General features: G+C 39.8%; 14 protein-coding genes. 5 read left to right on the forward strand and 9 right to left on the reverse strand.

The genetic code is table 11. From position 1 onward, the window contains the following. Window positions 1–461 precede the first annotated feature (461 nt). From C7972_RS06870 to cobA, 6 genes are all read right to left on the reverse strand, one after another. The gene (locus tag C7972_RS06870) at window positions 462–1,898 is read right to left on the reverse strand and encodes a rubredoxin (protein WP_110355472.1); all 1,437 of its coding nucleotides are present in this window, start codon (window positions 1,896–1,898) and stop codon (window positions 462–464) included. Between the two features lie 11 nt (window positions 1,899–1,909). Further along, the gene (locus C7972_RS06875; RefSeq protein WP_110355473.1) at window positions 1,910–5,443 is read right to left on the reverse strand and encodes a nitrate reductase; all 3,534 of its coding nucleotides are present in this window, start codon (window positions 5,441–5,443) and stop codon (window positions 1,910–1,912) included. A 207-nt stretch (window positions 5,444–5,650) separates the two neighbouring features. Continuing rightward, window positions 5,651–6,322, reverse strand: coding sequence for a response regulator transcription factor (locus tag C7972_RS06880; RefSeq protein ID WP_110355474.1), 672 nt, complete (start codon window positions 6,320–6,322; stop codon window positions 5,651–5,653). 273 nt (window positions 6,323–6,595) lie between these two features. Next, entirely contained in the window at window positions 6,596–7,879 is a 1,284-nt protein-coding gene (locus C7972_RS06885) for an alginate export family protein (protein WP_110355475.1), read from the reverse strand. Window positions 7,880–8,096: 217 nt separating this feature from the next. Further along, window positions 8,097–9,515, reverse strand: a complete 1,419-nt coding sequence (locus C7972_RS06890; protein ID WP_110355476.1) for an MFS transporter — start codon at window positions 9,513–9,515, stop codon at window positions 8,097–8,099. A 196-nt stretch (window positions 9,516–9,711) separates the two neighbouring features. Then, complete coding sequence (gene cobA, locus C7972_RS06895; protein WP_110355477.1) at window positions 9,712–10,479, reverse strand: uroporphyrinogen-III C-methyltransferase; 768 nt, start codon at window positions 10,477–10,479, stop codon at window positions 9,712–9,714. A 126-nt stretch (window positions 10,480–10,605) separates the two neighbouring features. On the opposite strand from cobA, the gene nirB reads away from it, so the two are divergent. From nirB to C7972_RS06920, 5 genes are all read left to right on the forward strand, one after another. Further along, the gene (nirB, locus tag C7972_RS06900) at window positions 10,606–13,122 is read left to right on the forward strand and encodes a nitrite reductase large subunit NirB (RefSeq protein WP_110355478.1); all 2,517 of its coding nucleotides are present in this window, start codon (window positions 10,606–10,608) and stop codon (window positions 13,120–13,122) included. 91 nt (window positions 13,123–13,213) lie between these two features. Next, window positions 13,214–13,591: a nitrite reductase small subunit NirD gene (gene nirD / locus C7972_RS06905; protein ID WP_110355479.1), complete on the forward strand. Its 378-nt coding sequence runs from the start codon at window positions 13,214–13,216 to the stop codon at window positions 13,589–13,591. A 24-nt stretch (window positions 13,592–13,615) separates the two neighbouring features. After that, window positions 13,616–14,203, forward strand: a complete 588-nt coding sequence (locus C7972_RS06910) for a DUF4202 domain-containing protein (protein WP_110355480.1) — start codon at window positions 13,616–13,618, stop codon at window positions 14,201–14,203. Window positions 14,204–14,233: 30 nt separating this feature from the next. Beyond that, complete coding sequence (locus tag C7972_RS06915) at window positions 14,234–16,081, forward strand: ATP-binding protein (protein ID WP_110355481.1); 1,848 nt, start codon at window positions 14,234–14,236, stop codon at window positions 16,079–16,081. Between the two features lie 104 nt (window positions 16,082–16,185). Beyond that, window positions 16,186–16,560, forward strand: coding sequence for a DUF7009 family protein (locus C7972_RS06920; protein ID WP_110355482.1), 375 nt, complete (start codon window positions 16,186–16,188; stop codon window positions 16,558–16,560). Window positions 16,561–16,689: 129 nt separating this feature from the next. On the opposite strand, the gene C7972_RS06925 is transcribed toward C7972_RS06920, so the two are convergent. The 3 genes from C7972_RS06925 to C7972_RS06935 form a co-directional block, all read right to left on the reverse strand. Continuing rightward, the gene (locus C7972_RS06925) at window positions 16,690–17,808 is read right to left on the reverse strand and encodes an adenylate/guanylate cyclase domain-containing protein (RefSeq protein ID WP_110355483.1); all 1,119 of its coding nucleotides are present in this window, start codon (window positions 17,806–17,808) and stop codon (window positions 16,690–16,692) included. Window positions 17,809–18,291: 483 nt separating this feature from the next. Next, window positions 18,292–19,842, reverse strand: coding sequence for an Ig-like domain-containing protein (locus tag C7972_RS06930; protein ID WP_110355484.1), 1,551 nt, complete (start codon window positions 19,840–19,842; stop codon window positions 18,292–18,294). A gap of 36 nt (window positions 19,843–19,878) precedes the next feature. Beyond that, window positions 19,879–21,399, reverse strand: a complete 1,521-nt coding sequence (locus C7972_RS06935; RefSeq protein ID WP_181422837.1) for a SusD/RagB family nutrient-binding outer membrane lipoprotein — start codon at window positions 21,397–21,399, stop codon at window positions 19,879–19,881. Between the last annotated feature and the right edge of the window lie 16 nt (window positions 21,400–21,415).

Here is a 21,415-nt window from a genome sequence, read left to right on the forward strand (position 1 = left end):
ATAACGAGCGAGTAGTTGTATATATTGCGGGTATTAATAACCTTTAAAGTCCTGAATTATGGTTTTGTTGTGAAACCGCATTTTATTGTGGTGTAATGTAGGTCTAGACTTCGATTGGTATTGAAATTCAACTCGGAAACTACCATTTAAAAAGTAGCTTTAATATTTACTGATTCAGGTAGTACAATTCCAAAATTAGGATATTGGAAGGGTGCAACACATGTTAGTTCCGTTATGGGCAATTTACTAGGGTCGCAAAAGGGTTTACATTCAACTTCACTCAGGGAATGATTGATTTCATTAAATATATTGATCCATGGGAAAATCCTATCGTTTTAATTTTGGATTACAACGCTGCATAATGGGAAACGCAGTTTCAAAAGAATATGAAAATGTAGATTAAAAATAGTATTTTAAACCTTGCTATATTGGCCTTTCGTTTGGATTCACTCAGGTGTAGACTACAGTATTTGTAGTTTCAATTTTTCAAACCCCGATTTTGGGGCAGAGCAAACGGAACAACAGTAATCTTCTGCAAGGTCCGTAAATGGGGTTCCGGCAGCAATCTGTGATTTTTCATCACCGTAGGTTTGATCGTAAACGGTAAAACAGGAGCTGCATTGATATACTTCCTTCAAAATATCAACATTGGTAGTCTTAGGAGGTTCCGGTTTGGTCAATGCCCTACCCAATTGATCAAAATAATGTTTACTCAATTCCATTAATAGACCTGGCAACTCTATCTTATCCACATCTTGGGCGTATACCTTGTATACTTGGGTATTGGGATCAAAATCTTTAAAATGCAAAACGTTGTAGGTAGGCCTTATGGAAAAATCCTTAACTATGGAGGGCGGGGTGTTTTTTTCAATTATCACCGAGGAGAAATGGGTACGTTTCCCCGTTTCATTACTTATACCAAAGGTTAGGCCATATGTGCTTATATCGTTCTGGTCAAAACTTAGGACTAAGAATTTTTTTAATTCCAGTGCGTCAGTATCATCCACCGGTAGGTGCCAGTTCATTTCCAATTGTGAATGGCGTATATTGATTCCTTTCTGTCCTAGAAAACGCTCCAGTTCTGGCCTACTGGAGCTTTTTATTCCCTTTATGATGAAGGACTTCCATGGTGTTATACATATTTTTCCAATGCTATTATCAAGACAAAAACCACATAATTTTTTTAGAAAATCAAGATCGTATCTATTGTTGCGCCAATAAAGTCCCAGCCAATATTGATCCAGGCCCATCCTATTCATTCCTTCGTAATAGGGAAATTTAATGTAGGGTACCACCAGCTCTTTTTCTATGGTTCTGTTATTGGAGTCCAATCTTTTATTGAGAATAAAAAATAGTTCATCTATATCGGCTATGTCCTGATATATTTCCTCAATAGCCTTTGCCACGACATGGATGTCCCAACTGTAAATTAAGACAGGATAGTAAACCGATTTGGACCAGTGCGGAAGTTTTATGTTCAGGTACCAATAATCCTCACTTTCCGAAGCAATAAAGTTAAGGTTACCATTAAAAATGGGGACTAAGCGCTGCTTGGGATCCGTGATGTTAATTTTTAGTTTGGGTAGGTAATCAAAACCTTCCAAAATGTAGAGATAGGTGGACCCCTTGAGCCAATTGGTCATATCAAAAATATCGGCGGACACGTACGATGTTACGATATTTTGGTAACTTCTATCGCTAACGATATCGGTGTTGAATTTTGAGATTTGCTCCAATTGTTCCTCCTTGGCATTTTGCAAAGGGAACAATAGATCTTGGCGTGACCCAAAAAATACCTCTTTCAAGCCCCCTGCCTCCAACATGGCTATGATATCCTTTAATTCTCCGGGGGAGGTTACCCCTCCTTTAATCAAAATTCGCTGTAAATCATCATTCATAACGTTCTGTTTTAGGAAGCCACTGTTTGTAATTGTTTTCGCAAAATATCCTGTATTTCAGGTTTGCAACTTCCACAACCAAGCCCCGCTCCAGTTTCTGAGCATAGTTTTGAGAAGTCTTCACATCCGCTATTAATAGTTTCTATTAGATTGCCCTCCCCTACCTGGCTGCACGAGCAAACCAATTTTCCTTTCAATGGGACAGAGTTTGACTGTCCCCTAAGCAGCTCGTTGCGCTTTTCCGACAGCTCAATTTCCTCTTCTATTAGCCTTTTAAATTCGGCAAACTCATTTTTATCACCCATCAGGATAGCACCTTTTAGGGTATCATCCTTTACAATGCATTTTTTGTAGTATTTCTTGCTGACGTCCATAAGGATAATTTCCTCATAACTATTGTCATCCAAGGGGGCATTCACCATACCCAGACTGCAGAGGTCCAAGTTTTCGAATTTTAAAATATTCATGAGGATAGACCCATTATAGATACTGCTAAAATCGCCCAAAATATATTTGGCCGCCGTATCGGCCTGTTGCTCGGCAGCCGAGGTTATACCAAACAGGGCATTTCTAAATTCAGCAATTTCCCCAAGGGCAAAAATATTGGGATCACTGGTCTGCAAATATTCATTGACCACCACTCCCCTGCCAGTCTTTAGTTCGGAATACTTTGCCAATTCAATATTCGGACGGGTACCAATAGCATAAACAATGGCATTGCATTTTACCGTCCTTCCAGTTTTTAAGGTAATTGAAAGGGAGTTTTTGTCATCCCTTTCCTCAAATACGGTACTTACCTCATTATCAAAATAAACCTTAATTCCCCGATCATTGACATCCTCGGCCAAAAGTCGACTCGCAATTCTATCCAACTGTCTTTCCATTAATCTAGGGGCACGTTGAATGATGCTGATATTGACATTTCTGTTCTTAAGGGCTGCTGCCAACTCCAATCCCAATAGTCCACCACCAACAATAACTACATGTTGTTCGTCCGAGGGTAAGCCTGTCTCCTCTAAATATTTGCGCAATTTATCGGCATCCCCACGCTCTCTCATTGTAAAACGGCCTGGCATGTTTATTTGAACTTCACTTGGTACGAAGGCCCTGCTCCCTGTGGCCATTACTAATATGTCGTAGGCATGTTCAAAACCATTATCATCCATGATGGTTTTATTTTTCCTATCTATTTGGGTTACCCCCAAACCTGAAAGTAGGGTTATATCCAATTTTTCGAGCTCCCCTTTTTTTAGTTTTTCCAAGGCTTCCCATGAGAGTTCCTCACTTACATATTCGGGGAGTAACACCCTATTGTAGAAGGGATCCTTTTCTTTGGAGAAAACAAGAAGCTCATCGGTTTCATTCTTTTCTCTATATGTCTGGATAAATCTATAAGCTGCTGCTCCTGCCCCGATAATCACAATTCGCTGTTTGGGTTTTACATATTTTGCCACCTCTACCGCACAATATTTAAAGTCGGGTTCCTTGGATACTGGATCAACCAAGTCATTGGTCAAGTTATTGGCCCTTCCAAAATCATTATTGAGCACCTTGCCCCAATGCATTGGGAGGAAAACAACTTTTTCCCGTATATCAAAATTCACCTTCACTTTTACCCGGACCGTTCCTCTTCTACTTTTTACCACCGCAATATCCCCATCCTTTATTTTTCGCAAATAGGCATCCACTTTATTCATTTCCAAATATGGATCCGGAATATGGGTAAGCAGGCGCTTTACCTTTCCTGTTTTGGTTCTGGTATGCCATTGGTCCCTTACCCTACCTGTATTTAGAATTAAAGGAAACTCAGGATTTGTCAATTCCGATTTATTGTAGAGTGTATAGGGCGCATTAAAGTGCGATTTCTTATCGTTGGTAAAGAATTGATAGTCTGTAAACAGTCTTGGGGTGCCTTTATGAGTAGCATGGGGTACAGGCCATTGAAAGCTTCCTTCGTTCTTTAGTCGTTCATGGGACAAACCGGATATATCTATTTTGGTGCCTTTTGTTAAAAGGCAATGTTCGTCATATACTTCACTGGTGTTTTGGTAATCGAATCCATGATAGCCCATTTTTTGCGCAAACTTCCATACAATTTCAGCGTCGGGTAAAGCCTCTCCCGGCGCATCGATGACTTTGGGAAGATAACTTATGCGCCTTTCGGAATTGGTCATGGTCCCTTCCTTTTCCAGCCAGCCTGCAGCAGGCAGTAGAAGATCGGCAAACTTAGTGGTCTCAGAATTATGGGAAATATCCTGAACTACTACAAAATTGGCATTTTTTAATGCCTTTTCCGCCTTGTGAACATTGGGCATGCTCACGATTGGGTTGGTACAGATAATCCATACCGCCTTCATTTTTCCACTTTCCAATGCGTCGAACATTTCTGTGGCGGTATAACCTGGTTCGGATTTAATTTCTTTTCCTCCCCAAAAATCCGATACTTCCTTGCGGTGTTTGGGATTGCCCAATTCCCTATGGGCAGCCAGTAAACTGGCCATCCCTCCTACTTCCCTGCCCCCCATGGCGTTGGGTTGTCCGGTAAGTGAAAATGGTCCCGCACCAGGTTTCCCTATTTGTCCAGTAAGTAATGATAGGTTCATTAATGCCACATTCTTGGAAACACCAATGACACTTTGGTTTAGCCCCATGGTCCACATACTAATAAAAGCATTGGCATTGCCTATATACATGGCAGCCTTCTTGATATCCTCTACAGGAATTCCGCAAAGCTCAGCGGCCTTCTTCATGGAAAGTTGAAAGGCACTCTCTTTAACCGCATCAAAATTCACGGTATGCTTTTTAATGAAGTTTTTATCTATTTTTTTCTTTTCAATTAACCAGCGGGCCATGGCATTGAATAGAATAACATCCGTCCCGGGTAATATTTGCAGATGAAGATCGGCGACAGCGCAGGTCTGGGTTTTCCTAGGGTCTACTACTATTATTTTTACATTCGGATTGTTTTCTTTGTGATTTTCTATTCTTCTAAAGAGAATGGGATGGCACCAGGCAGGATTTGCACCTGCGATAAGAAAACAATCTGATAACTCAATGTCATCATAAGAAATAGGCACAGAATCCTCCCCCAGCATTTTTTTATACCCTACAACTGCAGAACTCATACAGAGCCTGGAATTGGTATCAATATTATTGGTACCAATAAATCCTTTGGTCAATTTATTTACCAAATAATATTCTTCTGTAAGACACTGGCCAGAAACATAGAACCCTACGCTATCCGGACCATGTTTTTCAATAATGCTTTTGAACACGGCGGCGGCCCTATCAAAGGCCATATCCCAGGAAACCCTTTGTAAAGGATGATTTCTGCTCCATCTCATTTCTGGATATAAAATTCGGTCACTGGTATCTTGGGCCACATAGTTCAGGTTCTTACCTTTGGAACAAAGCATGCCTTTGTTTACTGGATAATCTTGGTCTCCTTCAACGCTAATATTGCCCTTGGAGTCCTGTTCCACCACAATGCCGCACCCAACCCCACAATAGGAGCAAATAGTTTTATGTTCGTTCTTTTTCTGCATAAAATTCTAGTATTAAAAGAAGCCGATTAATAATGATCTAAAATTACCAAATTAAGTATAAATACGTAGTATTTTATTGATAATAGTTAAGCAGAATATTGACGAAAAGACAATAAAAACGGACATTCATTGGCTATTACAGAATATAGCATGGATCAAAAACATGATAAACTGCTGTAATTCAATAAAAAAAAGCGTAATGATGGATTAAATTAGTTTGTATTCCTGTGCCTTTCGGGCTAAGTCCATAAGATTATTAACGCCCATTTTTCGCATTAGATTAAAGCGATGTGTTTCAATGGTCCGTTTGCTTTTTTGAAGTTTTTCAGAAATTTGTTTGTTGGTAAGCCCTGAAAGGACGAGTTCCAGAATTTGTAGTTCTTTGCTTGTAATACCAAAAGAGTTACTTCCATTTTTTGTTTTTGGTTTACTTTCCTGCTTTGTCTGTCCCTGACTCAATAGATTGTTTACCAAAACATTGGAAATATCACCGCTGAAATATTTTCCGCCTTGTTCTACTGTGGAAATGGCTTTAAGAAATTCCATTTTTCCGGTATCTTTTAAGAGATAACCACTGGCTCCGGCATTTACCGATTTTAGGATGTATTCCTCGGAATCGTGCATGGAAAGTATGATACATTTGGTTGGAGAAGAATGTTTCTTGAGTTCCTCTACGGTCTCAATGCCATTCATTTCGGGCATTCGGATATCAATGATCAACAGATCGGGTTTTTTGTCCAATACCATTTGAACCGCCTCCTTGCCATTGGAGACCTCGCCGATTACCACATAATTATCATCTTCTTCCAATAATGCCCTAATACCATCCCTTACTAGGGAATGGTCATCGGCCAATACAATACGAGTTGTTTTATCCACAATAGTCTATTCTTTTTTAACAAATATAGGATAAAATTAAAACTAAGTATTCATACGGTAAAAATAGCTGCTGTATTTTTGATTATTGACCTTATGTGCAAGGGCGGAATGGTTATAGTTTTGGTACGGAACGGGGTTTTATGCACAAGGTTTTTGAATAAATTTGCGAAGTAGGGGCACAAACTAATTGCCCCTGGGCAAGCGTCAGAGCTTGCCAATCTCATTTAATGAGTAAAAAGCCCCGATAATTTTGGTGCTTTAATGATCATTGGATTATTTGGTGGTATTCAGAAATTTAGGTTTTATGACCAACATGGCCCATGCCCAGTTTTGGTTACTGGCCGAGGCATCTTCTGAGATGCCTTTTAGTTCGTACATACCGTCATTGGCAAACATCTGGGAATAACCCAATTGTAAGGAATAACCGTTGAATGCCTGTGAAAATACAAGATCCAATTCTGTGCCCAACGATTTTTCCCCACTTGGCAATGCCTGTTCCCCACTAAAGTTAAGTGCCTTGACCATTAAACTTGATTTTTCCCCAAGCTTGAAATTGGCACTCACATGAATATCGAACAGTCCAACGGAATTGGCATGATTGCCTACGTAGAAATAATCCATAAATCCATTGAATTTATGATTGGTACCATAAAGGGGGAAAAAAGCCTCTGTTTTATCGCTGGTACTGGCGTCATTACCACTAATGATTTCCATACCTACTCCAAGGCCTACTTTGGCAGATGCCTTGTAGTTAATATCCAGTCCCAACAAATAAGCGCCTCCTACATCAATGGTGCCCTGTCTTTCCCCGGTTTGAAGATAAGCGTTCAATGCAGCCCCGAAACTTCCTTTTTTAAAGTCGATATGTGTTCCTAGGGTTTGCAGAATACTTATCCCATCTGGTGTGGTCCCATCCAATTCAAAATTCTGGAAGCCATTGTTCAAAAGCAAAAGGCTTCCGTTTAAGTTTTTCCATTTTTCCTTTAAATAAAGGTATTGCATGGTTTTGTAGGAGAAGAAGCCGGTAGTGTTATAAGCATTACCTACTGATTGAAAACCACTGGGATTATCATAATCCTGGCTGTATGCCAATCCAAAATCCATTTGAAAATTCTCTTTGGCGTATTTTAAAATGGCGGCGTCATGATTACGTGCCTGTTGTGTCCATCCAACACTGCCCATTATACGTTGGTCGTCGTATTCCAGGGTCTGTCTTCCCAATTTGGTAGAAAAACCACTACCAAGGTTTATATCGGCCCAGGCCTCAAAGACAGCAAAAGAATTATTTTCGTCATCAGGCAGAAGCTGTCTGTTTTCTCCCCAAACCATAACGTCTTGAAGGCTTACATAAAATTGATAGGCATCGTTGGTGTATCCTGCATTTAACCGCAAACGGGTGGATACACCAAAACCGGCATCTACATCATCGGCGATTAGACTGCCAAAACCGTGACGCAGTTCGGTACGAGGTCTAAATTCCCCATCCAGTGTAAATTGTGCATAGGCCAGTGATCCATAAAGGGCTAATACGTTAAATAAAAGAGTTATTCTTTTCATCTTTTGATAGGTATTTATTTTTTAGGATTGTAACTCGAAAATATAGAAAGTAATTTGCCTTTAATCCATCAGGTGCCCTAGAGGAATTAATATGGCTTACCTCATATTTGGTTTAGAATTACGGAATGATATAATAGTTGTTATCCTTTCCGTATTGAAATCCAGCATTTGGGTTTGGGTAAAAGTGCCACAAGGGGCTATCAGTTAACTTCCTCATTTATTGATCTACACCCGACAACAAAAGTTCCGCCTTGGTTTCCTCAACAACAGCCTTTTCCTCGGCAGTTGCGAACCTAATGGCCAAAGATAGTATGGCAGCACTTACAATAAATCCTCCGATAACAAAAAATCCACCGGAAACTGCAGAAGCTGCAGCGGTAGTCTGGGCAGCCTTTACGGCCTGTTCACCCAATTCGCTGTTAGCAGCAATGGCAGCACTTTCGGCCACGGCCGATTTGGATTTTAATAACATTGCAGCCAAGAATGCCCCTACATTTCCTCCTGCCCCTACTATACCGGAGATGGATCCTATGGCTTTCTTATTAATAAACGGCACCACAGAGAAAGTGGCTCCTTCCGCCATTTGTACGGTAAGGCTAAAAGCGATTAAAAATATCATACCAAATACTAAACTAGTGGTCACTGAAAAGATGGAAAGCATCAGTCCTTCGGTCGCCAGTATCAGGGCAAGAAAAATTACCCTGCCGCGCAAGCCACGGAACTTGCCGAACAGGTCTCCGAAATAGCCCCCTAAAGTCCTGGCAAAAATATTCATTAGGGCAAACGACAGCACCAAATTTCCTGCGGTGGATCTATCCAGGCCAAATCTATTCTGAAGATAATCGTCCATAGTACCATAAACCGTTAATTCTATTCCAAAACAAGCTGCGTAAACTAAGAACAATATCCAGACCCTATAATCCTTTAATGTACTCAAAAAGGATACTTCATCTTTCTTTAAATTCGGCATTTTGCCTGCTAACTTTAATTCTTTAAAATTGCCTTCTGGGGTATCCTTGGTAAAGAAATAATATACAAGTCCCATAGAGAAGCAAATGACCCCTGCAATGACCATAGAATACCTCCAGGCTAATTCATCGGCAATTCCAAAACTAACAACTCCGGCAGCGATCAATGGCATGCCCAAGCGGTTGGCCCCTCCTCCCAGGTTTCCCCAACCTGCAGATGTAGCGTTGGCTGTACCTACTATATTGGGAGCAAACATTATGGAGGTATGGAATTGGGTTATTACGAAGGAAGCGCCTATAAAACCAATAAACAATCTACATATCAGAAATTGTAGCGGGGTTTGTACAAAACCTAGAAGTATAACAGGGATGGCCCCTAGAATCAATAAATAAGTATAACACAGTCTGGGTCCGTACTTGTCACATAACTTTCCAATTAGCAATCTGGCAAATACTGTACCGGAAACCGCCAATATAATGGAGTTCCATTTTTGCGTGGGCGTCAACCCCAGGTCTTTAACCACGTCGGGCATAAAAGGTACAATACCGAACCAGGCAAAGAAACAAATGAAAAAGGCAATGGAGGTAATCCAAAATGTACGTATTGGCAGACTCCTTAAGTTTAAAAGTTCTAATTTCGTAGCTTTAGCAGAGACAAATTCTTTCATAACTGAATTGTTTATAGGATTAGTTATTTTGATCAACAATTCAAAAATACGTATTTATACGTATTAGTACTTATAAAAATTACGTAATATTGAAAATAAGTAGTGTTTTTATGAAGATGAGAATATATTAAGCCTACGATTGTGATATCACAATTATTGGCCTGCTCTTATTGCAATATTGAAAATGTTTGGTTGTTTAATGGTTAAGTGCCCTTTGAATTTCCTCTTCAAAAAAGGACGGATGCTCTGCTACTACTTCCCCAACAACTATTATGCCTGGTTGTGTAATGTCTATTTGGTCTACAAGTAAGCTTGCGTCTTTAAGAAGACCTGTTATACAAGATTCATTCTCTATAGTTCCATTCTGTATAATTGCAAATGGGGTTAGTCCATTTCTATGTTGAACAATTTTATCCGCTATTTCCAAAAATCTACGTACCCCCATTAATATGACCATTGTGGCAGATGACTTGGCTGCCAGTTCTAGGTCCTCGGAAAAGGAACCATCACGTTTAGTGGCCGTCATCACCCAAAAGCTGCTGCTTATTCCCCGTCTGGTTACCGGAATACCCTGACCGGCCGGAATGGCTATAGCACTTGTCACCCCCGGTACCACGGTAACAGGTATTCCGAAAGATTCCACGTACTCCAATTCTTCGCTGGCTCTACCGAACACATATGGATCACCTCCCTTTAAACGTACCACATGCCCGTAATTAAAAGCCTCTTCCACTATTAATTTATTAATATCTTCCTGGGTTAGGGAATGCTCGTCACATCTTTTTCCTACATAAATCTTTGGAATATCGGGATTTAGATCCTTGAGCAAATCCGTGCTTAACAAGGCATCATATAAAATGATATCGGCATCTTCCAGTGTTCTGTATCCTCTAAGGGTTATAAGATCGCTACTTCCTGGACCGGCACCTACTAAACTAACTCTTGGGTCTTTGGTTATACTCATAATTTCTACTTTTTAAGGTGTACAATTAAGAAATTCGCAACAAAAATACGTATTTATTTTCATAAAAACATACAATTATTACGTAATTATACGTAATATTGCTACGTAACATTTAATAGTATACGTATGAAGACCGTAATTGTAGTTGGAAATGGAATGGTTGGTTATAAATTCTGTGAGAAATTTGTCGCCAAAGTAGACCAAGGCTCCTTTAAACTTATTGTTTTCGGAGAAGAACCAAGAGTTGCCTATGATAGGGTGCATTTAAGCGAGTATTTTGAAAATGGTGATGCAGAACGTTTATCCATGGCTCCAAGGGAATGGTATCAGGAAAATAACATTGAATTGTATACCAATGAGAGAGTAACGGATATTCATAGAAACTCAAAAACGATAACCACTCTTAGTGAAAAGACCTATAATTATGATTATTTGGTATTGGCAACGGGCTCTAGTCCGTTCGTACCACAAATAAATGGCGTGGATAAGGACGGAGTGTTTGTGTATAGGACCATAGAGGACTTGGAAGAGATGTTGGCTTATGCGGACAAAATAAGGAAAACTGTCAAAAAACCAAAAGCCGCCATATTGGGAGGTGGACTATTGGGGCTGGAAGCGGCCAAGGCGGTCATGGACATGGGTATGGAACCCCATGTGGTAGAATTTGCCCCTAAATTAATGCCCAGACAGTTGGACACCAGAAGTAGCAAGGTGCTTCAGGTAAAACTGAAATCTATGGGAATCAATATCCACTTGAGCAAAGCTACCAATCAAATTTTGGGCAACGGTCATGTAATAGGAATGGAATTTGGGGAGGACGATGTCCTAAATGTGGACATGTTGGTTATTTCGGCAGGGATACGACCTAGGGATGAACTGGGAAAAAGTTGCGGCCTTAAAATGGGTACCCGAGGAGGCATAGCCGTGGACAATAAAATGAGAACTTCGGATTCAAGTATTTTTGCCATTGGTGAAATAGCCCTTTACAACCAAATGATCTATGGTTTGGTTGCCCCTGGATATGAAATGGCGGGTGTTGCCGTGGATCAAATTCTTGGCATGGAGCAAACTGTGATGGCCGCGGAAATAGATATGTCTACCAAGCTTAAATTGATAGGTGTGGATGTGGCCAGTTTTGGAACTCCGTTTATGCCGGCCGAAAAAGGTCACTCTATCATTTTTGAAAACAAAACGGAAAGTCTTTATAAAAGAATTAATGTAAGCCATGACGGCAAAAGGCTTCTGGGCGGAATCTTAGTAGGTGATGCCAAAGATTACAACATGCTCCTGCAGATGTATCTCAATGAAATGCCCTTGCCCAAAAATCCTGAAAATCTTATTTTGGGAAGTCGCGGTGGGGAGGATGTGTCATTCGGCAGTGCCATGGACCTACCTGATACCGCTATAGTATGTTCCTGTGAAGCGGTCACCAAAGGACAAATATGTTGTTCTGTAAAAGAGAATGGGAACGAAAGCGTAAAAGCAATTTCCAAAGCCACCAAGGCTACCACTGGTTGTGGCGGGTGCAAACCAATGGTAGACGATTTGGTAAAGGAAACGCTTAAATCCCTTGGAAAAGTGGTTAAGGAGTCCATTTGTGAGCATTTTGAATATTCCAGACAGGAACTTTACGATCTTGTAAAGCTTAGGAAAATTGAGGACTACGATTCGCTTTTGGACGAAGTGGGAAAAGGACATGGATGTGAAGTTTGTAAACCTGCAGTAGCCTCCATTTTCGCCAGTATATATAATGAAACCGCCAATAGGCAAGCAACCATACAGGATACTAATGACCGATATTTGGCCAATATTCAAAGAAACGGGACCTATTCGGTCGTTCCAAGGGTGGCAGCTGGAGAAATTACCCCAAAACAGCTTTTGGCCATAGGTAGAATAGCACAGAAATACGATCTGTATACCAAAATTACGGGCGGACAGCGCATTGATATGTTTGGAGCCCAATTGCACGAATTACCTCCTATTTGGGAGGAATTGATTGCGGAGGGCTTTGAAACCGGTCAGGCCTACGGCAAATCGCTACGAACGGTGAAAAGTTGTGTTGGTTCTACCTGGTGTAGATATGGAATGGATGAAAGCGTCACTTTTGCCATTGATATAGAGAATAGATATAAGGGAATCCGCTCCCCTCATAAAATTAAGGGAGGTGTTTCTGGATGTATCAGGGAATGTGCTGAGGCCAGAAATAAGGATTTTGGTTTTATAGCCGTTGAAGGTGGATGGAACGTTTATATATGTGGTAATGGTGGGGCCAACCCGCAACATGCTCAATTGCTAGCCGAAAAGGTGGACAGGGAAATAGCTACCAAATATGTAGACCGATTTTTAATGTACTACATACAAACCGCTCCCCCCCTAACCCGTACAGCTGCTTGGTTGGATAAATTAGAAGGGGGTATAGATTATGTGAAAGATGTAGTTATAAATGATTGTCTAGGTATTGCGGAACAGTTGGACAGCGAAATGCAATATTTGGTAGATACCTATAAATGCGAATGGAAAGAGGCTGTAGAAAATCCGGAAATAAGGGCAAGGTACACTCATTTTGTAAATGCCGAAGAAACTGATGACAACATTGAATTTGTTTCCTTAAGGGAACAAAAAATGCCCAAAGCATGGGTTTAGTTATTAAAGATTGGATCTAAATGAAATTGACCGGTTCAAAAATATAACCACTATTGGATCCAATAGTATTTCAACCTTAAAAAATAGATAGATGATTTTAACTTTAAACACTTACGAAGCCGTAGAGCCAGAAAAAGTGAGTAGATGGTTCAAGGCGGCCCCTGTGGAAAAGTTTCCAAAAAACGGTGGTGCCTGTGTAAAATATAAGGGGATGCAAATTGCTGTTTTTAATTTTACACGGGAAGGCACTTGGTATGCATGCCAGAATTTGTGTCCCCATAAAATGGAAATGGTACTTTCGCGCGGAATGATAGGAGAAGACCAAGGCGAACCTAAGGTAGCCTGTCCGTTGCATAAAAATTCTTTTTCATTAAAAACGGGAAAGCATCTCAATGGGGATTTGAACCGCATAGCAACATATCCGGTTAAAATAGAGGGCGACTTTGTTTATATTGGTTTTTCTGAATAGCTTTGGGAAAAACCAACGATAATTATGGCCTCAGAAAAATTAAAAAGAGCCTTCCAGTTATTTGACGAAGCAAATGCGAATGATCCCAATGTGGAAGTTTGGAAGGGCAAAGAGTATCCCAAGGAGCTGTTGTATGCCATGAGAATGACAGAGAAGTTAAATACATTCGATCCTGAGGCTCCGGAAGCCCTGCGGCTAACGGCTCGATGTCAACATATATGTAGGTGGGAAATTCCTAGGGAATCCTATGAAATGAACAGGACGGGCTATTTAAAATGGAGGCAGGATCTTAAAAAATTTCATGCAAAGAAGGCCGGTGCCATTCTAAGGGAGGTGGGCTATGATCAAGAAATGATAGATATGGTAGCCTTTTTGCTCGAAAAGAAACAACTTAAAAAAAAGGCAGAGACACAGACCTTGGAAGATGTAATTTGTCTAGTATTCCTCGAATTCTATTTTGAGCCATTTTCCCATAAATACCCCGAGGAAAAATTGATTGATATCCTTCAAAAAACATGGCGAAAAATGTCCAAAAAAGGTCATGAGGCAGCATTGAAACTACCCTTGTCCAAGGAATCCCTGGATTTGATAGGCAAAGCCCTCAAGGGATAGGGGCTAATATAGAGCAACACCATTTAGGAAATGAACGACGATAAATACCTTGCACCCCTGGATACCGCCATCTTTCAAAGGATCCGGAAGTGGTATTTATTGGCATTGGCCGCTATTGCCTTAAGTATCATTGTAGCCCAAATTCTTATCCAAAATCATTTAAATTCCCAATTGGATGATTCCAAAGTAATCAACATAGCGGGGAGACAAAGGGCTTACAGTCAAAAATTAACCAAAGAAGTACTTCTGCTAAAGGAAAGTACGGAGGCTTCACAGCGGGCACAGGTCATTTCTGAACTGGGTGAAACCCTATCTGTATGGAAGAACGCCCATCAGACATTGCAATTTGGTGATATGGCCATGGGGATTTCGCAGGCAGAAAAAGAGGAGGTAAATGTTCTTTTTGAAAATATAGACCCGCACTACAATGCTATGGTTAGTGCGGTAGAGCATATTTTGAGTGATTATAAGGAAAATGGAAATTCCATTCCAAATCAGTCGGATATTGATGCCGTCCTAAAAAACGAAAGTGCCTTTTTGGCGATGATGGATACCATCGTCAATAAATATGATGCCCTTAGCAAAACACATCTACAAAATTTAAAATTCAAGGAGTATCTCTTATTGGCTTTATCACTAACAATATTGTTGCTGGAGATATTTTTTATCTTTAAACCTCTTTCCGTACAAATTAGAAATACCATCAAAAATTTGATGATTACACAAAAGAAATCTGAGGAAAGTGCCCATGAAATAAAGAAACTTTTCAAGGAAAAGGAAAAATCGCTACAGGAATTGCAGGAGCTTAATTTTGTGATTGACAATGCCGCTCTTTTTGCAAGTGCCAAGCAAGATGGCCATGTTGTCTTTATCAGTAAAAAATTCAAGGAACTTCTTGGACGTAACGATCAAGATCTTAATAAGCCATTGTACGAAATGTTGACCACTGATGAAGGGCAACAACAATACCTGATGGAAGTATTAAAAAGTAATAGAAAGAGTATAAGGACCGAGGAAATAAAAATAAAAACAACCAATGGTGAATCGCTCTGGTTGGATATGTCCATTATTCCCATGCACCAATCAAGTGCCCAACAGTCCATTTTAATATTGTGTTCCGATATTACCGAAAGAAAAAAGAATCAATTGAAAGTTGCCCAATTGACCAAAGAAAATTACGAGGAGACTATGAGGCAAAAGCAATTACAGGCCAGCCAGATTGTTGAAGGTCAGGAAGAGGAACGCAAAAGAATTGCCAAGGATATCCACGATGGTATTGGACAAATGTTAACAGCATTAAAGTTTAATATAGAATCTATTAATTTAAGAAATAAGGAAAAAACTGCCGAGAAAATAGAATACATTAAAAGTCTGGCCAGAGATTTGATCAAAGGAGTGCGTACAGCTACCTTTAACCTTACCCCTCCTGAACTTAGTGATCACGGTATATTTCCGGCATTACACAAAATGACGCATGAACTCTCCAAGCTTACAGGAAAAAATATATTGTTCGAAAATAAAATAGATGGGAACCTAAGGTTCAATTCCTTGGCAGAAACCAATATCTATAGGGTGGTACAAGAAGCGGTGAATAATGCCATTAAATATGCCGAGGCCAACTACATTTTGGTAACCCTTAATTATAATGACAATATTTTAAGCGTAGTTATTGACGATGATGGTAAAGGCTTTGATGATTCCATATTGGAAAAGACACCCAAAAATAATAGCGACGGAGGAATGGGACTATTCTTTATGAAAGAGAGAATGAATTATATCAACGGGCGACTTTTTATTAATTCCATTCCTGAAAAGGGTACTAGGGTAACCATTAACTATAAAACGGATGACAGGGAATTAATAGATACAGATAAATAATATCTTTTCCATACCAACCGGTTTCATGGATAGTATTGACTTCACAACTAAGACATAGCAATGGAACTTATGGATGGGAGCTAGTGACTTAAAACAAATTTAGTATGAAAATAAGGATTAAAGGAAACTCAATACGCTATAGGTTAACCAAGACAGAGGTGACAAAATTTTGTAATGTTGGGTTTTATGAAGAGATGACGGAATTTAAGGACGGCATCTTTAAATATGTATTGCAGAGCAAGGAAAATATTTCGCATCTAGAAGCCGATTTTAGAAACGGCTCCATCGTAATGTTTCTACCTGAAAGGGATAAATTGGTCTGGAAAAATACCGATCTTGTTGGATTTCGACATACCATGGCAATGGAAAATGGGAAAGAACTATTTCTACTTTTGGAAAAAGATTTTGTCTGTTTGGATGAAACCATGGAAGATCAATCTGATAATTATCCCAATCCCTTAATTGAAAATAAATTGTAGCATAAGTGTTGCTAATAAGCATTGGTTTTATACCTTTTGAACTATTCTATATTTGAGGATACTGTCTGCCATGACAATAATTTTGTGAGGCGAAGAAGCATATTTCCCGCATTTGGTCTCAATAACGGCTTATAATTGTGCAATAGTACTTAGTGCTATTTTATTTTCCTTACCCCTTAGACTAATTTCCCCAATGGGTATATTGATATATTTACCCCTAATTTGCAACAATTGTAACAAGGTGTTTGAAATTAAAATCTTAACATCGAAATAATTGCATAGATCTTGCACTCGTGAGGTGGTATTAAGGACATCCCCAGAATAAACAATTTCTTTTTTGATTACCCCAATTTCGCCTACCGTGGCCTTACCTAGGTGTATTCCTGCCTTAAAACTTGGCACTACGCCATACTTTTTAAGATATTTTAATTTTTTTTCCTGAATCTTCTTTTCAATTCTAAAAAAACTCATCAAACAGTTGTTGTTTTTTAGTCCTTTTTCAATAGGCCAAGTAATTACTACTTCATCCCCCACATATTGATAAATTTCTCCATCACTTTCAAGAATTGGGGTCGAAATGTCATAATACACTTCCTTGAGCATTTCAAAAAATAATTTGCTCTCCATTTTTTCTGCTATAGTGGTTGCTCCTTTTAAATCTAGGAACATAAATATGCGTTCCTCTTCCTTGGGGCTGTTAAAGTGTCCTAAAATAAATCTCCAAAGTATTCCTTTCCCTAGTATTTCATTTATATTGAACATAAACTGAGTTACGGATACAAGTATGCCCCATAGGATTATTGAAACAAAAAAGGAGGGTGCCATTATTTTATGGCTTAATGTATTTAGGGTCTGGAAGAAGGCTTTGTCAATATCCCATAGAAATAAATTATAGGTATTGAGAATTATAAAAATTAAAGAAAACAGGATTAGGTATGAAATTACAAATAGTAGTCCGTATCCCAAAACCCCATACTTCAACAGTCTTTGTTTGTTTTTATAGGGCATATCGGTAACTAGGATAATGCCACCGACTATGCCGCTAAGGGTATGGATGTGCAGAGAATTAAAAAATCCGGGCCAAAATTTATAGGTTCCGGAGAGTTTTTTTAATTCGATCAGGTTGCTAACATTGGAATATTCGTTTACATAAAGGAGAAATTGAACAAGTATCCAACAAACCGCAATAGCCATAATCTTATGCATATTTATTAAACTTGGTCTGTGGGACTTATGTTGCTTATTCATTTTAGGCCCTTTTTAGTTATTATTACCCATTTCAAATTATTTTACTAGATTCCTACTAGATCTATTAAACTCTGCAATTCCCAATTAAGACTATATGGACTTTTAATGTTTTAACGGAGTACTATGTGTATATTCCATTTATATCCAATAAAGTATCTGTGTTCATGTTTATTAATGAAAAGCTTTTGGGCTGGTGTATGGAAGCTATACATAGGTTATACACTACTGTATTTAGGTGCAAAGTACGGGTGGAAATTCTTTGGTGGCAATCACATATTTATGTGAAAAATATATCGCAAGGTTTTTTCAATGTTCAAGAGTAGAAAGGTATCAGATAATATGAAGAGCCATCAGGTTTAATCTACCGCATTAAGATCTGCAAATCTAAAATAAAGAGCCCCGTCAACTGACAGGGCCCTTCTCAAAAGACAAAACTAACTATAAAGTCAAACTTTCATTATTTAATGTAATTCCGCCTCATAATTATTCGTTGAGCAATGCAGCAATTTCGATAGCGGAGAGCGTCTTATTATAGATTTTTAATTCGTCCATAAGACCGGTCATTGCGGCCCTTGTATCACTACCGGCATTGTAGGCCCCTGTACCATCTTCCCAAATAGTAATGGGAAGGTCATTGGTTACATCATATAGCGGCCCAGGTACGGTATTCAGGTCAAAAGAGGCAGCAACAGTATTATTGTTAAACTCTACCCCATCAATGTACACGGATAGTTCCCCATTGGTCCTGTCGAACACCATGGTAACCATATGCCATTCATCATCGGACAAAGCAGGTGCTTGAGGATTCATGGCAGCGGCCCTCCAGTCCATTCTATTGCCACCGTTGGTGTCATCTGCTATATTTACCAGCCAGCCATGTTCTACGGTACCCCCTGGAACATATTGGTCACCATCATCTGTACATAACAACCATCCTGGATTGCCACCACTTCCCCAGTCTTTATTTCCGATAATTACAGGATCGGAACCAATTCCTGGTAGTTTTACCCATAGGTTAACACTAAAATCATCTGTTGCCGTAACCGATCTTAATAGGGGGTGTACAGGCAATTGTGCATAGGAACCTGCATTAAATCTTGCGACCGGACCTCTGGTGGCGTCATTTTCAAAGGTAACCTCGGCACTGGCGGTCGGGCCTAATTTGGCATCAAATTTATTGCCACTTATATCGGTAAGGTCCGTGTCAAAAGGAATATGCACTGCCAGTTCTGTTCCGCTGCCAGCTACCGTAGTAAAGTTATAGGTACTATCATCGGTTATTCCTGTAAATGAATTACCGGCTATATCCTTAACTACCCCCGATTCAAATTGAACGTAATAACTTTTTCCAAAGGCCAATGGAGAAGGATACGTAACCGTTATTACTTCTTCATTTATGGATATTGCCTCTCCCTCAGCATCTAAGGTATGGACGGCTGCATCTGTATCACCATCATAGATGACAAAACTACCAGTTGCCGTTTTAACACCTTCGTTGAAGGTTAATTCGATACCAAAAACGGAAGCCTCCGTATCATCGTCCGCAGGTGATAGGGATACCAATTCAGGGGCATCCAAATCTCCGGCATTTCCGCCCGATTTAAATGTCCAAGCTTCGTTGTCCGGCATTCCAAAATATCTGTTGCCTACACTGTCTACCACAATACCGGCATCCAACACAACTTGATAATCCCTTCCAGATAAAAAATCCTGAGGGTTAATGGTCATTACCCTGTTCACATTGCTCAAGGTTACATTGGCATCATTTACATCTATTACTTGTTTAGCCGATTCAACATCGGTGGTAATGGTAATTTTACCTTGTCCTTTATAGACTATATCGTCAAAGGTAATGACGAGATTACTATTAAGTGCAACACCGTCTACCCCGGAAACTGGATTATAGCTAATTACATAGGGATTAATGATATCCATGTCATCATCAAGGTTGTTATCATCGCAAGACAATAAAAACGTAAATAGTATAAGGAGTCCGGCAAAAAGGGAGCTATATTTTAATTCAATATTTTTCATGATTTATTTTTTAAGGTTGTAATAGTAATTTAAAAATTAGTCGATGTCCCACCAGAGGTTGGTGGTAAGCTCATCCGGCCCGCCAAGCAAACCAATGGCCGACGCATAATTTTCTTCATTCAATCGCTGTTCATCAGCCGGATATACATATCTTACAGGGATATAGCCAACGCTATTGGGTGCCGGAGTAATTGTTGGCACTCCTGTTCTTCTCCAGTGCGACCAAGCTTCTCCACCATTTAGAAATAGGGCTAGCCATTTTTGTATATATATTTTATGAAGTTTCTCTTCTTGGGATCCGGAATAAGCCACGCTTTCCTGTGTATAGTATGTGGAAGGCGGAATTACTTGTGCAGCCGTGGGCAAAGTAAAGGAATCTGGAATACGTGAAGAATAATAGACAAATTGATTCTGAATTCCATTGAGATAATAAGTCTCGGCATTTCCTGTAGTGATATAGCCCTTTTCCCTTGCTTCGGCTAAAATAAATTGCAATTCCGAATAGGACATTAGTACACTTTGTGCAGCATTCTCGGATGCCAAATCAGGGGCAAATTGTCTAGGGGCCCATAGTAGACCAATGGCAGAATGGTTTTGTGAGCCTCCGTTCCACTGTTCTACATCATTTATACCATTGGGAACGCCTTCGTATTCCGGCGACTCTGTATTGGCCGTGGCAGGGGTAGGCATGGCAAATACGGCCAAACGGGGATCATTCATATCCTTAAGGACGGTAGCCATAGTATTGGAAATTCGTGAAGAAGAAACCCAATCACTGATATTTCCCCTAAACGCAGGGTGTTCATTGCCCAAATCTGTCAAATATTGAAGGGCTGCTTGGTCCTTGTCCGAGGTAAAAAGCGGGTATGTTGCGGCATTGCCCAAAATACTTTGCATTTCAGCAGATGGATCCTTTCTCCCCGATTGTCTCATTAAGATTCTTAAACGAAGTCCGTTGGCAAACTTTTTCCAACCTGTTACATCTCCATTGTACAAAATATCTCCAATGATGGTTTCTTTGGAACTGCTCAACAATTCATTGGCCAATTTAAGTTCTTCCAAGATGCCGGCGTATACCGCTTCTTGAGCGTCATATTTAGGGAAGTTAACCGCATCTTGGGCCTTTCCAGCTTCGGTATAGGGTATAGGTCCAAAACTATCGGTAATTCCTTGAAAGATCCATGCTCTTAATACCAAGGCTATGCCCTTATAATTGTCCAGCCCATCTGCTTCGGCGGCAGCGATTAGTTTATCCAAATCCTTTATCTGATCGAAATTGCTCCAAAAGAAACGATCGGCATCGGCTCTGGTCCAATTTCCATAGGTACTGGCAAATTGATTCGCCACTTGATCGGCAACGACAGCAAACCTATCAAAAGAATTGTCCCAACTTCTATTGGCCGTTGTTCTAATTATCCCTGGCAATAACAGACCTGGATTGTCCAGGCGATCCGCGGCATTGGGATTCGTATTGATTTCTTCAAAATCCGTTGTACAGGAATATATCACCAGCAGTGAGCTTATCCCTAATATTATTTTAGAAATTATATTTTTCATAATCATCTTTATTAAG

The organism is Arenibacter sp. ARW7G5Y1, from assembly GCF_003201775.1.
In the GTDB taxonomy this organism is placed as follows: domain Bacteria; phylum Bacteroidota; class Bacteroidia; order Flavobacteriales; family Flavobacteriaceae; genus Arenibacter.